This is a genomic window from Bradyrhizobium sp. (assembly GCF_047605465.1).
GTDB lineage: Bacteria > Pseudomonadota > Alphaproteobacteria > Rhizobiales > Xanthobacteraceae > Bradyrhizobium.
Genome location: NZ_JASGFS010000004.1, coordinates 234,006 through 248,879 on the forward strand (window position 1 = coordinate 234,006; position 14,874 = coordinate 248,879).

The following is a 14,874-nucleotide window of genomic DNA, read 5'->3' on the forward strand; positions in this document are numbered from 1 at the left end:
GATATCTCCGCAAGGAAGGTCTGGATTGCTTCGTCGCCTCGCTCCTCGCCATGACGGCTCTATTGACGTTGGAACCCTATCGACCTCAGGCCTTGATCGGCGCGACATCGATCCAGCGCCGCTCCTTCCAGCTCTTCAGGGCGCATTCGGCGAGCTGCACGCCCTTGGCGCCTTCGAGCAACGTGAACTTGTAGGGCGCATCCTCGTAGACGTGACGGATGAACATCTCCCACTGCTCCTTGAAGCCGTTGTCGTAGGTGACGTTGTCCGGCAGCTTCTGCCAGTCGCCGTAGAAATCGTGCAGCCGCTTCTCGTCGGGATTCCACACCGGCCGGGGCGTCGCCTGGCGCGCCTGGATCATGCAGTCGGTAAGACCAGCGACCGCCGAACCGAGCGTGCCATCGACCTGGAAGGTGACGAGGTCGTCGCGATAGACGCGCGTGACCCAGGACATGTTGATGTGGGCGATGATACCGCCCTCGAGCTGGAACGTCGCGTAGGCGGAATCGTCGGCGGTCGCCTTGTACTTCTTGCCCTGCTCGTCGAAGCGCTCGGGGATGTCGGTGTTGCCGATACAGACCACGCTCTGGACGTTGCCGAAGAGATTGTCGAGCACGTAACGCCAATGACAGACCATGTCGAGGATGATGCCGCCGCCGTCTTCGTCGCGGTAGTTCCACGACGGCCGCTGCGCCTCCTGCCAGCCGCCCTCGAACACCCAATAGCCGAACTCGCCGCGCACCGAGAGGATCCGGCCGAAGAAGCCGGAGTCGCGCAGGAAGGCGATCTTCTTCAGGCCGGGCAGGAACAGCTTGTCCTGCACGGTGCCGTGCTTGACGCCTTTGGCGTTGGCAAGCCTCACGACCTCGACGGCTTCCTCGAAATTCGTCGCGATCGGCTTCTCGCAATAGACGTGCTTTCCGGCGTTGATGGCCTGGGTCAACAGGCCTGGCCGCGCCTGTGTCGTCGCCGCATCGAAGAACATGGTGTCGTTCTTGTCCGCGAGTGCCGCGTCGAGATCGGTGGTCCAGCGCGTGATGTTGAAGCGCTTGGCGAGCGCCTCGACCTTCTCGGGACTGCGGCCGACCAGGATCGGATCGGGCAACACGCGGTCACCGTTCTTCAAGCGAACACCGCCCTGGTCGCGGATCGCGACGATCGAGCGGATCAGATGCTGGTTGAGCCCCATGCGGCCAGTGACGCCGTTCATGATGAGGCCGAGGCGTTGCGTGGTCATGCCAATTGCTCCTGACGTGATTTTGGCTGTGCGAGCGGGCCAAGTGTCGACCAGTCCGGATGGACCGACGTCGCGAAGCCCGTTGCGTCGAGCGATCCCGTGAGGAGATCGCCGTCGTGAATGGAGAGCCGGACGCCCTGCCCCGTGTCGACATAGAGATCCGGATGCGCGGCCGCGAACGCCTGCGCTTCGACGGCAGGCGTCTCGCCGAACCCGTCGACATAGTGATGGCCGTTGCGCTCGGCGTGGGTCACGCCGATCAGGGCGCCCAGAGCGAGGTCCTGCTGCACGGCGAGCCCCGCCTGACAGGTGAGGTCCTCGCCGGTCACGAAGAACCTCTCGGTGCCCGTGCTCCATTTCGCGGCACGCGTCGCGTTGACGATGGACTTGTAGAGCCCCTTGCACGATTTCGAGGAGATGCCGCAATAGCCGAGCGCCCGCGCCGCCGGGAACGCATCGTAGGAATCATCGGCCTCGTCGATGATGAAACCGTGCGCGGCCAGCGCGCCGAGCGGTGATTGCCGGGTGATGTCGCGCGGCATCGGCTGCTCGACATAGAGCAGTCTCGACGCGATCGGCCACAGATCGGCATCCCGGTCGAGACGGTCGATCAGCGCCCGCAGCGCCGCGAGATCGGCGTATTGCTCGTTGGCGTCGAGCGTCACCTTGTAGTCATGCCCCAGCGTGTTCAGTTCCCGGCCGATACGCGCCAGCCGTTCGGCATCGGCTGCCGGATCACCCGACAGCTTCAGCTTGAAATAGCGCGCGCCGGCATTCTCATGCGTATCGGCGACACCGCCCTCACCCTCGACGGCGTCGTCGAGCCCGACGGTGTGCCTGATGGCCACACGCGGCAGCGGCTTTCGCGCGGCAAGGAACTGCGTGATGTCGCTCCCCTGCACATCGGGCGAAAGCCTTGCGTCGATGCCAGCGATGTTCCCCGCCATCCCATCGAAGACATTGGTCCCGGCGGCGCGGAGCAGCGCATCGAGGATCGCCTTGTCGATCTCGGCCGGGCCATAGGCCGCGGCGAGCGGCGGGATGTTTTCCTTCGCGCAGGCGGCGACCTGGGCGCCGATGCACGCCGCATGCAGCCCGAAGGGCGTCTCGAAGCCGGATTGCGCGAGATAGAGGCCACGCGCGATCTCGAGCGAACGGCGCAGGCCGTCCACCGTCTGCGCCGGCGTCAGTTCCGGGCGCTTGTCGAACCATTTCGGCACCAGCATCTCGGCACCCGCGCCGGTCGCGGCGCCCTTGCCTTCGACCTCGATCTCGACCCGCACGAAGAGCTGCGGCGTCGCGTTGATCGTGATCGCGCCGAAGCGGAACGGCCGCGCGAAATGCACGGGACGTTCGAAGAACGCGATGTCTCGCAGCTTCAGGCGTGGGGACATGGTGTCACAACGACGCGAGATGAGCTTGATGCAGCAATCATGACCCCGAGCGGCTCGCCTCTCCCGCTTTCAGAAGAAGTCGACGCGCAGCGCCGGGTGAGGGTTCTGCCCGCAATGGAAAAATCCCACTGCGGAGATACCCTCTCCCGGCTGCGAGGGAGGAGGCGCACCGTTCGTGGGGTTGCGATCACCGTCGATCTCATGAGGCCTAATCCAATGCCCCTTGCGAGAAGAAATGCTTGCGGATGCGCTGGACGAGTTCGGTGAAGACCGGGTCGGCCATCACGTCGAGCGAGCGCGGGCGCGGCAGCGGAACATCGTAGATCGCGGCGATCGCACCGGGCCGCTCGGTCATGACCAGCACGCGATCGGCGAGGAACACCGCTTCCGGAATCGAATGCGTGATCAGCAGCACCGTCTTCCTGGTTTCGCGCTGGATCCGCATCAGCTCGACATTCATGCGCTCGCGCGTCAACGCATCGAGCGCGCCGAACGGCTCGTCCATCAGCATGATCTTGGGATCATGCACGAGGGCACGGCAGATCGAGGCGCGCTGCTGCATGCCGCCGGACAGCTGCCAGGGCAGTTTCTTCTCGAAGCCTTCCAGCCCGACGAGTTTCAACAATTCCTTGGCCCGAGCGAGGTACTTGTCCCGCGGCAGGCGTTTCATGTCGATCGGCAGCATCACGTTGGCGAGGATGTTGCGCCATGGCAGGAGCAACGCGTTCTGGAAGACGATGCCGACATTGCCGTGCGGCTTCGTCACCTTCTCGCCCTCGACCAGGACCTCGCCCGTGGTCGGCGGCAGCAATCCCGAGATCAGCTTGAGTAGCGTGGACTTGCCGCAGCCGGACGGGCCGACCACGACGAAGAACTCGCCGTCGTTGATCTGAAAATCGAGCGGACGCAGCGACGGCACGTCGCCGTCGCGCGTCCGGTAGGTCTTCGACACGCCGGACAGCGTGATGCCCGACGAATCGCCCGCAGCCCGGTCGCTCACCAGTCTCAGATGTGCGGCCGGCTGCACGTCGTCGCTCGGTCGTGACGCTGGTTTCACGAGTCGCCCTTCGGCAGATAGTCGTTGGTGTAGAAGGCCTTCGGGTTCTCCTTCGCCTTGGCGTCGAGGCCGCCATATTCGACCATCAGGTTGACCGAATCCGTCATGTTCTGGTCGGTTACCTGGAACGGACGCTTGCTCTTCGTCTCAGGCGTCCGGTAGAGCGGAATGGTCAGCTCGAAGCCCTGCGTCAGCGTGTCGATCTTGCCGCCCTTCGGGTTGGCGTCGAGGATCGACTGTGCCGCCGCCTTCGGATCCTTCTCCGCGGCTTCAACCGCCTTGGTCGTCGCCGACATAAAGCGGCGGACGAGATCGGCGTTGGCCTTCACGTAGTCGGAATTGGCGATGATGCCGGAGGAGACCATGTTGATGCCGTAGTCGGCGAACTTGATCGGGAAGACGTCCTTTCCGGTGGCGTCCTTAATCTTCATCGACTGGTCCATGACGTAGCCGAGCAGCAGATCGGCCTGGCCGTTGATCACGGCGTTGAGCTTGGTCTGACCGTCGCCGGCAACGGTTTGGAAATCGCTTTCCTTCAGGCCGGTCTTCTTCAGGAACAGCGGCCAGATCTGGGTCATGGAGTCGGCGGGCGTGATCGCCACCGTCTTGCCCTTGATGTCTTCGGGCTTCCTGATGTTCTTGTCGACAAAGCCCATGGCGGACATCGGGCTGGTCTGGAGCAGCACGCCGGTCGCGATCACCGGCGCGCCCTTGATCGCGGCGCGCATCATGGTGGGAATGTCGACATAGCCGAAATCGGCGGTCTTGGCGGCAACGGCCTGCGTGGTCGCGGCGGAGCCACGTCCTTCCTGGATTTCGAGGTCGATGCCCTCGGCCGCGTAGATGCCCTTGGCCTTGCCGTAATAGAACGGCGCGTGCTCGCCATAGACGTACCAGTTCAGCATCAGCACGACCTTGTCGGCCGCCTGCGCCGGCGCTGCCGCGAATGCCATCAGCGCCGCCGAAACAGCCCCAATCCACCACTTCATCGCTACTCTCCCTTGTCCTTGTTGCTTCGGCCATTGTTGGCCGTTCGTTGCTTCACTCGTCGTTCGAGCATGGCCCTTGTCGGAAAGCCGCTGCATACCCTGCGCCCATGCGGCCCTCCGGATCCGGATCATGTTCTAGGAGGCGAAAATCACGTCCTCGCGCTGGCTGACATGCCAGGGAATGATCAGCTTCTCGATCCGGTCCACGATCCAGAACAGCACCACGCCGAGCAGTGCGAGGATCACGAGGGCCGCGAACATGGTCGGCAGGTCGAACGTGCCGATCGAGCGCTGCATCACGTAGCCGATGCCGGAATTGGAGCCGACGAATTCGCCGACGACGGCCCCGACCACGGCAAGCGTCACCGACACCTTGAGGCCCGAGAAGATCGCCGGCAGCGCATGGGGCAGGTTCACCGCGCAGAACACCTGAAACCGGCTGCCCTGCATGGCGCGGGCAAGATCGACCATGTCGGGGTCGACCGACTTGAACCCCTGCACGGCCGAGACGACCACCGGGAAGAAGCCGAGCAGGAAGGCCGAGATCACCTTCGGCACGATGCCGAAGCCGAACCAGACCACGAACAGCGGCGCGATCGCGATCTTCGGGACCGATTGAGAGAACACCAGCAGCGGATAGACGTAGCTCTCCACCGTCTTCGATCCGGCGATCAGCATCGCGACGGGAATGCCGAACAGCGCCGACAGCAGGAAACCGCACACGGTCGCATAGGTGGTCGGCCAGCACTGGCGCAGCAGTTCCGGCCAGTCGGTGCGCAGCACGGCGACGACGTCGGCGGGCGATGGGATCTGATAGGCGGGAATCTTGAACAGCCGGATCGCGAGATCCCAGGCCACCACGATGAAGACGAGAAACAGGAACGGCCTGACCCAGGCCGCATTCAGCATCTTGGACACCGCACCTTGCGGCCTCATCTCAGCCACGTCTCGCTCCCGGCGTTCTTCTTGGTTCGGACGAGAAATTAACCCGTTGGATAAATACTGTCCAGCGGTTTCCCTGTGGCGTTTTGCGCCGGTTCCGGGCGAATGGGAGACGGGGTCGCGTGCCTCAGACGCAGGCCTGGCGGAGCGCCGCCGCGCCGGGGCACGCGTATCCGCAGAGGACCGCCTTCCGGGTCCCGGTTCAGCGCAGCGTCACTTCGTGCCGCAGTTCGCCCGGGACACGAGACCGCGACTTTAGCAGCCGGATGCCTCCTCCTCGTCATTGCGAACGCAGCGAAGCAATCCAGACAGTCGCCGCGGCAAGATTCTGGATTGCTTCGCTACGCTCGCAATGACGGAGCAAGGTCGGAAAGCACCACCCCATGGCCCGCCCTTCGCGGGCGATGACGGCGGAGTATTGGGCTACTACACGGTCTGTGCCACCGCGGCGCGCGATTTCGGCGCCTTGGCGATCTCGAACAGCGCGGCCGACTGCCCCGTCAGCGCCGCCAGGACGAGGCCGACCATGTGCGCCAGCCGCTCGTCCTTGGCATCCTTGGCCAGCAGATCGCGGCCGAAGATGACGCTGAGCGTCGCCGAGTTCGAGAGGTAGAAGAAGCAGAGCCCGGCGATCGAGATGTAGAGCTGCACCGGATCGACCGCTACCTGGAAATCGCCGCTGTCGACGCCGCGCCGGACCACGGTGCGGATCATCTCGACGAAAGGTGAGTGCATCGACTTGACCTTGGTCGAGCGCTTCAGATGCTTGGCGCGCGCGAGGTTCTCGGTCTGCAGCAGCGAGAGGAATTCGGGATTGCGCAGGAAATAGTTCCAGGTGAACTCGATCAGCCGCCTGATGGCCTGCGGCGGTTCGAGGTGCTCGAGATCGAGCCCCCGCTCCTCGCTGCGGATCTTGTCATAGGCACCTTCAAGCACGGTCAGGTAGAGATCGTCCTTGTTGCCGACGTGGTAGTAGAGCATGCGCTTGTTGGCGCCGGCCTTGGCCGCGATACGGTCGACCCGCGCACCCGCGAGGCCGTGGGTCGAGAACTCCTGCTTGGCCGCTTCGAGAATGCGCAGCCGCATCCCTTCGGGATCGCGCTGCCACTTCAGATTTCGTTTCGCCTTCGCCAAACCGGTCGCTCGCTGGGTGCTCGTCCGGATCGCGTTTATCATGCACACGGCCCGCCGCATAGTTTCGTCATTGCGGGCGCGGCGAAGCAATCCAGACTGCCACCGGGAGACAGTCTGGATTGCATCGTCGCGGGAGCTCCTCGCAATGACGGCGGAGAGAGCGGCGGTCAGTCCGCCGGTTTCGGCGAGCGCTCCAGCAGGACGGTCTGGATGCCGCAGGTCCCGTTCCGCACCGTGGCGATCCGGGTCCCCGGCTTGCGGCCGTTGCGGACCTCGCTGACGTCGACGCCGGCCTTGATCAGGCGCGCACGCGTCGCGTCGATGTCGGCCACGCGCCAGCTCAGGCCCCACAGACGGTCATGCAGGGAGTCGCCGCCCGCCACCGGGCGCCGCACCACCTCGACGATGAGGTCGCCGCAGCGGAAGAACATCAGCTGGCCCCAATCGTGGTGCGATCGATCGAGCGCGAGATCGAGCCCGAGCCGCGCACCATAGAGCGCGGCGGCCCGATCGGAATCCTCGGTCGTGACCACGACGTGGTCGAGCCCCTCGATCGGCGCAACGTCGGTTGCGATCGACTGCGGACGTTGCCCGGTTAGCGCGAGGAAGAACATGCGCACGCCCCGTGTCAGCTCGGTCGCGGCGCGGGTGCGTTTCCAGTGCAGGACCGCGCCGGTCGCGGCGTCGCGGCTCTCGACATCGGCGACGGGATCCGGCTTGAGCGCGACCCGCTCCAGGCGCCGGTGCATCCTGGCCATGTCTGCGACACGAAAGCACAGGCTGGCAAGCATGCCGTCGTGGTCGTCGAGCAGCTCGCGCATGCGCGCGGCGTTCGCACCGGTGCCGCTCGGCGCCATCAACTCGATCGTCACGTTCTCGAGCGTGAACAGCACCCGGTCGGCGCCGTCGCCGGAGTTCTGCCAGGCCGGCGCGCGCCCGAGCAGCGTCTGATAGACCGCCCTGGCCGCATCGATATCCCTGACCAGAGCGACGATATGATCGAGCCCGGTGATCATCTTCTCTTCCTCCCGACGGGGCCGGAACCGACGAGCCCGAAAGACCGTTGGCTCTGCCCGGCCGATGCTGGCCCCGCCACGGTCGTATTCCGGCCCCATACTGACCTCAAGCGCCTATGGCTATGGCTTTGCGAATAATTTTGGCGTTCCTCCCGCGGAAGCGGTGCTAAGGTAAGCAAGCCGGCCGGGACCACCCAGCGCATCACGGACAAGCAATGCAGGCTCTCTTTATCGGACAGACTTATATCGACGTCGTCTTCATCACCGACCACATGCCGACCGGCGACGAGAAGCACGTGGCCTCGGACTATGCGGTCTCCTTCGGCGGCAACGCGGTCACCGCGGCGTTCTGCTGCGCCAAGCTCGGCATCGTGCCGGACCTCATCGCCACCGCGGCCAATGACTGGCTTGGACGCATGTTCCAGGACATGTGCGCGAAATACGCGATCTCGCTGCACGGGCGGAAGGTGAACCAGTCGTCGCTCTCCTTCATCATGCCCAAGGACGGCAAGCGCGCCATCGTCCGCTGCCGCGACGACTCCCACATCCATCCCTTCCCGATCCTCAACCTCGGCAATTGCCGCGCGCTGCATGTCGACGGCCATCAGCCCGATGCCGCGATCCATTATGCCAAGGTCTGCCGCGAGGCCGGCATCCTGACCTCGCTCGACGGCGGCGGCCTGCGCACCAACACGCATGAGCTGCTCGAATTCATCGACGTCGCGATCGTGGCCGAGCGCCTGTGCGAGCAGATGGACCTGACGCCGGAAAAGATGCTCGATTATCTCAAGAGCCGCGGCTGCAAGATCGGCGGCGTCACCATGGGCGAGAAGGGCCTGCTCTGGTACAACGAGACCGGCGCGGTCGAGACCATGCCGGCGATGCCGATCCCGCGCGAGCGCGTGCTCGACACCAACGGCGCCGGCGACGTCTTCCACGGCGCCTATGTCTATTCCTACCTCGCTCATCCCGGCAAAAGCTGGCGCGAGCATTTCGACTTCGCGCGTGCCGCCTCGACCTTCAAGATCCAGCGCCTCGGCAACGAGGCCGGCCTGCCGACCCTTGTCGACATCGCCAAGGTCAGGCACGAGTTCGAGGTCAAGGTCTGAGGCGCGATGAACAATCGCCGTGCTTTGGATCGTCGTTGTCTGAGCACGGTCCTTCCGGAAAATCGCGGGGCGCTTTTCCGGATCACGACCTAGTTTTCGCCGGGGGTATCGCATGGGCCGCGTCTTCGTCGCCGGCAGCATCAACATGGACGTGGTGGCCATCGCCGACCGCCATCCCAGGGTCGGCGAGACGGTCGCCGGCCGGCAGGTGCTGTATTTCCCCGGGGGCAAGGGCGCCAACCAGGCCGTCGCCGCCTCGCGGCTCGGCGTGCGGACCACGCTGATCGGCCGGCTCGGCAAGGATTCCTTCGGCGCGGAGCTGAGGACCTTCCTCGGCGACCAGGGCATCGATCTCGGCTCCATCCGGGACACGCCCGAGGCGCACACCGGCACCGCCATCATCACGGTGGCGGAGGCCGACAACACCATCGTGGTGATTCCCGGCAGCAACGCGCTGATCGGCGAGGACGACGTCGCTACGGTTCCGCTGGAGAAGGGCGACGTCGCGGTCAGCCAGTTCGAGATTCCGCTTCCGACCATCGCCGCGTTCTTTCGGCGCGCGCGCGGCGCGGGCGCCGTGACGATGCTCAACCCGGCGCCGGCGCAGACGTTCTCCGGCGAGCTGCTCGCGCTCGTCGACATCCTCGTGCTGAACGAGACCGAGCTCGGCTTTCTCGCCGGCACCGAACTGTCCGACGGCGACGACGCCGAACGGATCATCGGCGTGGCGCGGCAGCTCAGGGCGCGCGAGGATCAGACCATCTGCGTCACGCTCGGCAAGCGTGGCGTGATTGCGCTCGCCGGCCGCGAAGAGGTGACCGTGCCCGGCCGCGCGGTGAAAGCGGTCGACACGACCGGCGCGGGCGATTGCTTCGTCGGCGCGCTCGCCGCGCAACTGGCCGAGGGCGCCCCCTTGCGCTCAGCACTCGCCTTCGCCAACGCCGCCGCCTCGATCTCCGTGCAGCGCATGGGCGCCGGTCCGTCGATGCCGACGGCGGCGGAAGTGGCGGCCGTGTTGTAGAGCGCGGCGCTTCTTCACCTCACCCCGCTTGCGGGGAGAGGTCGGATTGCATCGAAGATGCAATCCGGGTGAGGCAAAGTCTCCGCGCGATCAACGCCCACTGCATGCGGGGATGGAGGCCCCTCACCCCAACCCTCTCCCCCGAAAGAACGGGGCGAGGGACAAGAGGTTCAGGCCAGCGCGCCCTTCAGGTCGAAGCCTTCATCGGCGGCCTGCTCCGGCGTGATCGAGCGGTCCATGCCCTGCAACCTGCGGCCGAACATGTGATCGCCGGCGCGGTTGATGGACTCGATGCCCAGCAGCTTGTCGCCCTTGTAGCAGAACGCCGAGAACGCCTTGCCGGTGGGATTGCCGCGCAGCACGACCCGGTCGTAGCCGGTGGTGAGACCCGCGATCTGGAGCTTGTCGTCGCCCTGATCGCTCCAGAACCAGGGATGCCCGTCATAGGCCCTCCGGTCGCCGGTGAGGCGCGCCGCCACGCAGCGCGCATGATCGGTGGCATTCTGCACGGACTCCAGCCGCAACGACCCGCCGAAGCGCGGGCTCGCGAACAGCGCGCAGTCGCCGATCGCCGAAATGTCGGGATCGGCGGTCGAGAGATATTCGTCGACGACGATGCCGGAGGCGACCGGCAGCCCGGCTTCCGCCGCGAGCTCGATGTTCGGCAGCACGCCGACGCCGACCACGATGAGGTCTGCGGGCAAGTGACGGCCATCGCTGAGGCTGACGCCGGTGACCTTGTCGCCGTCGGCCTCGATGCTGGTGGCCTGCACGCCGAGATGGATGCGGATACCGGCCTCGCGATGCCGCTGCTGGAAGTACTCGGAAACCTCGGCCGTCACCGCGCGCGCCATCACCCGCGGAGCGAGTTCGAGCACGTCGACTTCCAGCCCCTTGATCCGCGCGGTGGACGCGAATTCGAGGCCGATGAAGCCGGCGCCGATGATCACCGCCCGCTTCTTCGACGGGATGATCGTCCGCAGCGTCTCGCTGTCGTCGAGGATGCGCAGATATTTTACGTCAGGCAGGTTGGCGTTGGGCAGATCTAGCAGGCGGTTTCGGGCGCCGGTCGCCAGCACGAGGTGGCCATAAGGCAGCGTCTCGCCCGAGGCGAGGTGCACCTTGCGCGCGGGGCGCTCGATCGACGCCGCCCGGCCCGCGATCAGCTCGATCTTCTGATCCTGATAGAATTTCTCGGGCCGGAACATCAGGCTCTCCGGTCCGGCCGAGCCCTTGATGTAGGCCTTCGACAAGGGCGGCCGCTGATACGGCAAATGCGCCTCGTCGTTGATCAGGCAGATGCGGTCGGAAAAACCCGCCTGGCGAAGCGATGCCGCGACCTGGTAGCCGCCATGGCCGGCACCGACGATGATCACCGGACCGTCCGTCATTGGAACAGCCCATTTCCGGAGACACGAGCGTAACCCATGTCGTCTCCTCTCTCGCTGATTTTGGCTTGCTGGCCCCGTCCGGAGCTACCGGCGCTCGTGTCCGTCCCTAAACGAAGGCGGCCCATTTGACCCTATCGTTCCGCCCGGCGCAAGGGCATCGGCCGGCTGCCGGCAGCGGGGATTGTCACCCCGCGCCTTCTGCGATTTAGTTGCGCAAACGACCTCCTGCCGGAGAATCCCCCGATGTCAGCTCCCGTCTCCCATCCCGACGATCCCGCCCTGCTCCGGATCGATGGCCCGATCGCGACGATCACGCTCAACCGCCCCGCGGCGTTCAACTCGATCAACCTCGCGATCGCGCAGAAGCTCGAACAGCTCGCGACCTATATCGAAGGCGACGACGACATCAGGGTCGTGGTCATCGAAGGCGAAGGCCGCGCCTTCTCTGCCGGCGGCGACCTGCAGACCATCGGCGCCGCGGCCGAAGCCAATACGGTGACGCCGGTCGTCGGCGAGTTGCTGAAGCACTACCATGCCTTCATCGACATCATCCGGCGGATGCCGAAGCTGTCGCTGTCCAGCGTCCACGGCTCGGCCGCCGGCGCCGGCATGGGCCTCGCCTTCGTCACCGACCTCTGCATCGCCGCGGACGACGCGCGCTTCACGCCCGCCTATGCCAAAATCGGCGTTTCGCCCGACGGCGGCAGCACGGTCGGCATCGTCGGGACGGTCGGATCCCGTCGCGCGCTGCAGATCTTCCTGTCCGAGGACAATTTCACCGCGCAGCAGGCTCATCAGTGGGGTCTCGTCGCGAAGACTGTTCCCGCAGCCGAGTTGAAGGCGGCGACACGGCAGTTCGCCGAACGGCTGGCGCAGAATCCACCCGCCGCGATCGCCGGCACCAAGTCGCTGGTCTATCAGGCCGCGACCACGCCGGTGAAACAGCAGCTCGACGCCGAGGAGCACAAGATCATCATGGCGATGAACACCGAGGAGTTTCGTGTCGCCGTGAAAAAATTCACGAGCAAGGGCAAGTGAGCGCGCCGACGCCTCCGCGCTCGTTCTGCTGCCTGCGCCATGGCGCGACCGACTGGAACAGGCAGGGACTTTTCCAGGGCCGCACCGACAATCCGCTGAACGCGGACGGGCTTGCACATGCGCACGATGCGGCCGGCGTGCTGCAGCGCGCGAGCATCACCCGCATCGTCAGCAGCCCATTGCTGCGCGCGCTGAAGACGGCCGAGATCATCGGCGCGGCCGTCTCGGTGCCGGTCGCCGTGGATTCCGGCATCATCGAATTCGACTTCGGCAGTTTTGAGGGCCTGCCCGTTCGCGACACCATGGCCGCGCGCGGCGTCAAATCGGCGGAAGGGCTGGTTTCGATCCTGCCCGATGACGGCGAGGCCTGGAGCGCCATGACCGAGCGATCGCTCGCCTGCGTCTCACTCTGGCTGGAGCGGCACCCCGACGACCATTTCCTGTTCGTCTGCCATGACGCGGTGATGCAGGGCATGGCGAAGTCGCTCACCGGCGGCTACTTCAAGAACAGCCACGGCACGCCGTTCCGCTATGTCCGCGACGCCGCGCACTGGCGCGTCGAGCAGATCGTCACTTAGGACAGATGTAGCCGACACCCGCCGGCGACTTGAAGCAGCCGACCGATTCCGGCAGGACCTGACGCGGCAACCACAGCACGACGCTCGGGAAGTAGATCGCGAACGCGATGGTGGCGAAGAACACGACATAGATCGGCAGTGCGGCGCGCAAGGCCTTGGCGAAGCTGATGCCGACGAATTTCGACGCCATCAGCAGCACGAGCCCATAGGGCGGCGTGATCAGGCCGAAAGCCAGCGTGGCGATCAGCACCACGCCCATATGAACGCCGTTGATGTCACCCGCCTCCGTCAGCGTGTTGACCAGCGGCATGAAGATGATGATGGTCGGCACCGGCTCGATGAAATCGCCGACCACGGTGAACAGCAGCACCATCAGCAGCATGATCAAATGCGGGTCGTTGCCGGCGATCGAGGTGATCCAGTCGGCGATGTAGCTCGCGCCACGCAAGTAAGCGAGCATCCAGCCGAAGGCGTTGGCGGCGCCGATGGTGATCAGCGGCAGCGAGAAGATCAGGCCCGCGAGACAGAAATCGTAAGGTATCTTCCTGAGGTGGCCGCGATTCAGCGCCGGGATCACCACCAGGATGATCCAGACCACGGCGACGACGCCCGCCTCGGTCGGCGTGAACCAGCCGGTGAGGATGCCACCGAGCAGGATCACCGGGATCATCAGCGGCAGGGCCGCATCGCCGGCCGCGAATACTACCTGCCGCAGCGGCGCGCGCGGCTTGCGCAGGCCCGACGGGCCGAAGAAATAGCAGTAGATCATCAAGCCGAAACCGATCATCAGGCCCGGCACCACACCCGCCATGAACAGGCCGGCGATGGAGACATTTCCGACCGCGCCGTAGACCACGGCCGTGATGCTCGGCGGCACCAGCGCCGCAATGGTCGAGGCGGAGGCGATGATCGCGGCAATGAAGGCGGGCTCATAGCCCTCGCGCTTCATCGGACCGCCCAGCGCGCGGCTCATGACGGCGACGTCGGCGGTGGTCGATCCCGACATTTCCGAGAAGAACATGCTGAAGACGACGACGACCTGCGACAAGCCGCCCCGGATGTGTCCGACCAGCGACACCGACAGGTTCGCTATCCGCACCACCACGTTCGCCGAACTCATGAGCTCGCCGACCAGCAGGAAGAACGGGATCGCGAGCAGCGCTTCGGAATCGACGCCGTCGAAAATCTTCTGGATGATCGCCGCCAGCGAGACGTCGGACAGGATCGCGCCGACGAAGACGCCCGCCATCAGCGAAAAGGGCACGGGCACGCCGAGATAGCCGAACGACAGGAAGCAGATCGACATCAACGTCAGGACGACGGGTGCGCTCACGGCTGCGCCCTCACCTGCGTGCCGTCGACGGCCGGCGCGGCTTCCTCGTCCGGCGGCTCGGGATGATCGAACCCGTTTCGCAGGCCGTTGACGAGCTGTTCGATCGTGAACAGGCCGACCAGAATGCCCGACAACGGGATGATCGCGTAGAGCGAGGCGATCGGCGTACCCGACGGGAGGCGAAAACTGCCGAAGCCGCGCAGATAGTTCTGGTAGCCGTACCAGATCAGGCAGAAGGCGACACCGAGGACGACGAGGCGAATGACGACCTCGACGATCAGGCGCGGCGTTCCCTGCATCGCCTCCGAGATCGCCGTGAGATAGAGGTGGTCGTTGCGCCGGGTCGCCGCCGCCGTGCCGACGAAGATCGCGTAGATGAACAGCGTCGAGGTGACCTCCTGAAGCCACAGCCAGGGATGACCGATGGTCCGGGTGACGATGTCGGCGGCGACCGACAGCGAGAAGCCGAAGCAGAGCGCCCCGCACAGGATCATCAGCGTCAGCTCGAGCCAGTCGAGCCACCGCCATTTCAGATGGCGCTGCCGCTTCAGGACCAGCTTGTCGGCGATGGCCATTGACCTCTCCGTCGTCCCGGCGACGCCCGGGACCCATAAACCCGAAAGGGAGTTGTTGCG

General features: G+C 65.3%; 14 protein-coding genes. 4 read left to right on the forward strand and 10 right to left on the reverse strand.

Features of this window, described 5'->3' with window-relative positions; genetic code table 11:
• Positions 1–85: 85 nt before the first annotated feature.
• From QM712_RS06525 to QM712_RS06555, 7 genes are all read right to left on the reverse strand, one after another.
• On the reverse strand, positions 86–1,237 hold the full coding sequence (locus tag QM712_RS06525; RefSeq protein WP_415022247.1) for a Gfo/Idh/MocA family protein: 1,152 nt from the start codon (positions 1,235–1,237) through the stop codon (positions 86–88).
• The gene (locus QM712_RS06530; RefSeq protein ID WP_415022248.1) at positions 1,234–2,631 is read right to left on the reverse strand and encodes a hypothetical protein; all 1,398 of its coding nucleotides are present in this window, start codon (positions 2,629–2,631) and stop codon (positions 1,234–1,236) included. Before QM712_RS06530 ends, QM712_RS06525 begins: the two co-directional genes overlap by 4 nt.
• A gap of 208 nt (positions 2,632–2,839) precedes the next feature.
• Positions 2,840–3,688 (reverse strand): ABC transporter ATP-binding protein, encoded by an 849-nt coding sequence (locus tag QM712_RS06535; protein ID WP_415022249.1) that lies wholly within the window; start codon positions 3,686–3,688, stop codon positions 2,840–2,842.
• Complete coding sequence (locus QM712_RS06540; protein WP_415022250.1) at positions 3,685–4,677, reverse strand: ABC transporter substrate-binding protein; 993 nt, start codon at positions 4,675–4,677, stop codon at positions 3,685–3,687. The genes QM712_RS06535 and QM712_RS06540 overlap by 4 nt, the downstream gene beginning before the upstream one ends.
• 135 nt (positions 4,678–4,812) lie before the next feature.
• Entirely contained in the window at positions 4,813–5,622 is an 810-nt protein-coding gene (locus QM712_RS06545) for an ABC transporter permease (RefSeq protein WP_415022251.1), read from the reverse strand.
• Between the two features lie 423 nt (positions 5,623–6,045).
• The gene (locus QM712_RS06550) at positions 6,046–6,753 is read right to left on the reverse strand and encodes a TetR/AcrR family transcriptional regulator (RefSeq protein ID WP_415022252.1); all 708 of its coding nucleotides are present in this window, start codon (positions 6,751–6,753) and stop codon (positions 6,046–6,048) included.
• 167 nt (positions 6,754–6,920) lie between these two features.
• Positions 6,921–7,769 carry a VOC family protein gene (locus tag QM712_RS06555; protein WP_415022253.1) on the reverse strand — a complete coding sequence of 283 codons (849 nt, stop codon included), beginning with the start codon at positions 7,767–7,769 and terminating at the stop codon, positions 6,921–6,923.
• 215 nt (positions 7,770–7,984) lie between these two features.
• Between QM712_RS06555 and QM712_RS06560 the strand changes: the two genes are divergently transcribed.
• The gene (locus QM712_RS06560) at positions 7,985–8,878 is read left to right on the forward strand and encodes a sugar kinase (protein ID WP_415022254.1); all 894 of its coding nucleotides are present in this window, start codon (positions 7,985–7,987) and stop codon (positions 8,876–8,878) included.
• A gap of 112 nt (positions 8,879–8,990) precedes the next feature.
• On the forward strand, positions 8,991–9,899 hold the full coding sequence (locus QM712_RS06565; RefSeq protein ID WP_415022255.1) for a ribokinase: 909 nt from the start codon (positions 8,991–8,993) through the stop codon (positions 9,897–9,899).
• 170 nt (positions 9,900–10,069) lie between these two features.
• Here QM712_RS06565 and QM712_RS06570 read toward each other — a convergent pair whose 3' ends face one another.
• A complete protein-coding gene (locus QM712_RS06570) occupies positions 10,070–11,290 on the reverse strand; it encodes an NAD(P)/FAD-dependent oxidoreductase (RefSeq protein ID WP_415022256.1) in 1,221 nt (406 codons plus the stop codon).
• A gap of 243 nt (positions 11,291–11,533) precedes the next feature.
• Between QM712_RS06570 and QM712_RS06575 the strand changes: the two genes are divergently transcribed.
• Complete coding sequence (locus tag QM712_RS06575; protein ID WP_415022257.1) at positions 11,534–12,328, forward strand: enoyl-CoA hydratase/isomerase family protein; 795 nt, start codon at positions 11,534–11,536, stop codon at positions 12,326–12,328.
• A complete protein-coding gene (locus QM712_RS06580; RefSeq protein ID WP_415022258.1) occupies positions 12,325–12,906 on the forward strand; it encodes a histidine phosphatase family protein in 582 nt (193 codons plus the stop codon). Before QM712_RS06575 ends, QM712_RS06580 begins: the two co-directional genes overlap by 4 nt.
• On the opposite strand, the gene QM712_RS06585 is transcribed toward QM712_RS06580, so the two are convergent.
• Together QM712_RS06585 and QM712_RS06590 are read right to left on the reverse strand one after the other, a co-directional pair.
• Positions 12,899–14,239 carry a TRAP transporter large permease gene (locus QM712_RS06585; RefSeq protein WP_415022259.1) on the reverse strand — a complete coding sequence of 447 codons (1,341 nt, stop codon included), beginning with the start codon at positions 14,237–14,239 and terminating at the stop codon, positions 12,899–12,901. The two genes, QM712_RS06580 and QM712_RS06585, sit on opposite strands and share 8 nt — an antisense overlap.
• Positions 14,236–14,814, reverse strand: a complete 579-nt coding sequence (locus tag QM712_RS06590; RefSeq protein WP_415022260.1) for a TRAP transporter small permease — start codon at positions 14,812–14,814, stop codon at positions 14,236–14,238. Before QM712_RS06590 ends, QM712_RS06585 begins: the two co-directional genes overlap by 4 nt.
• Between the last annotated feature and the right edge of the window lie 60 nt (positions 14,815–14,874).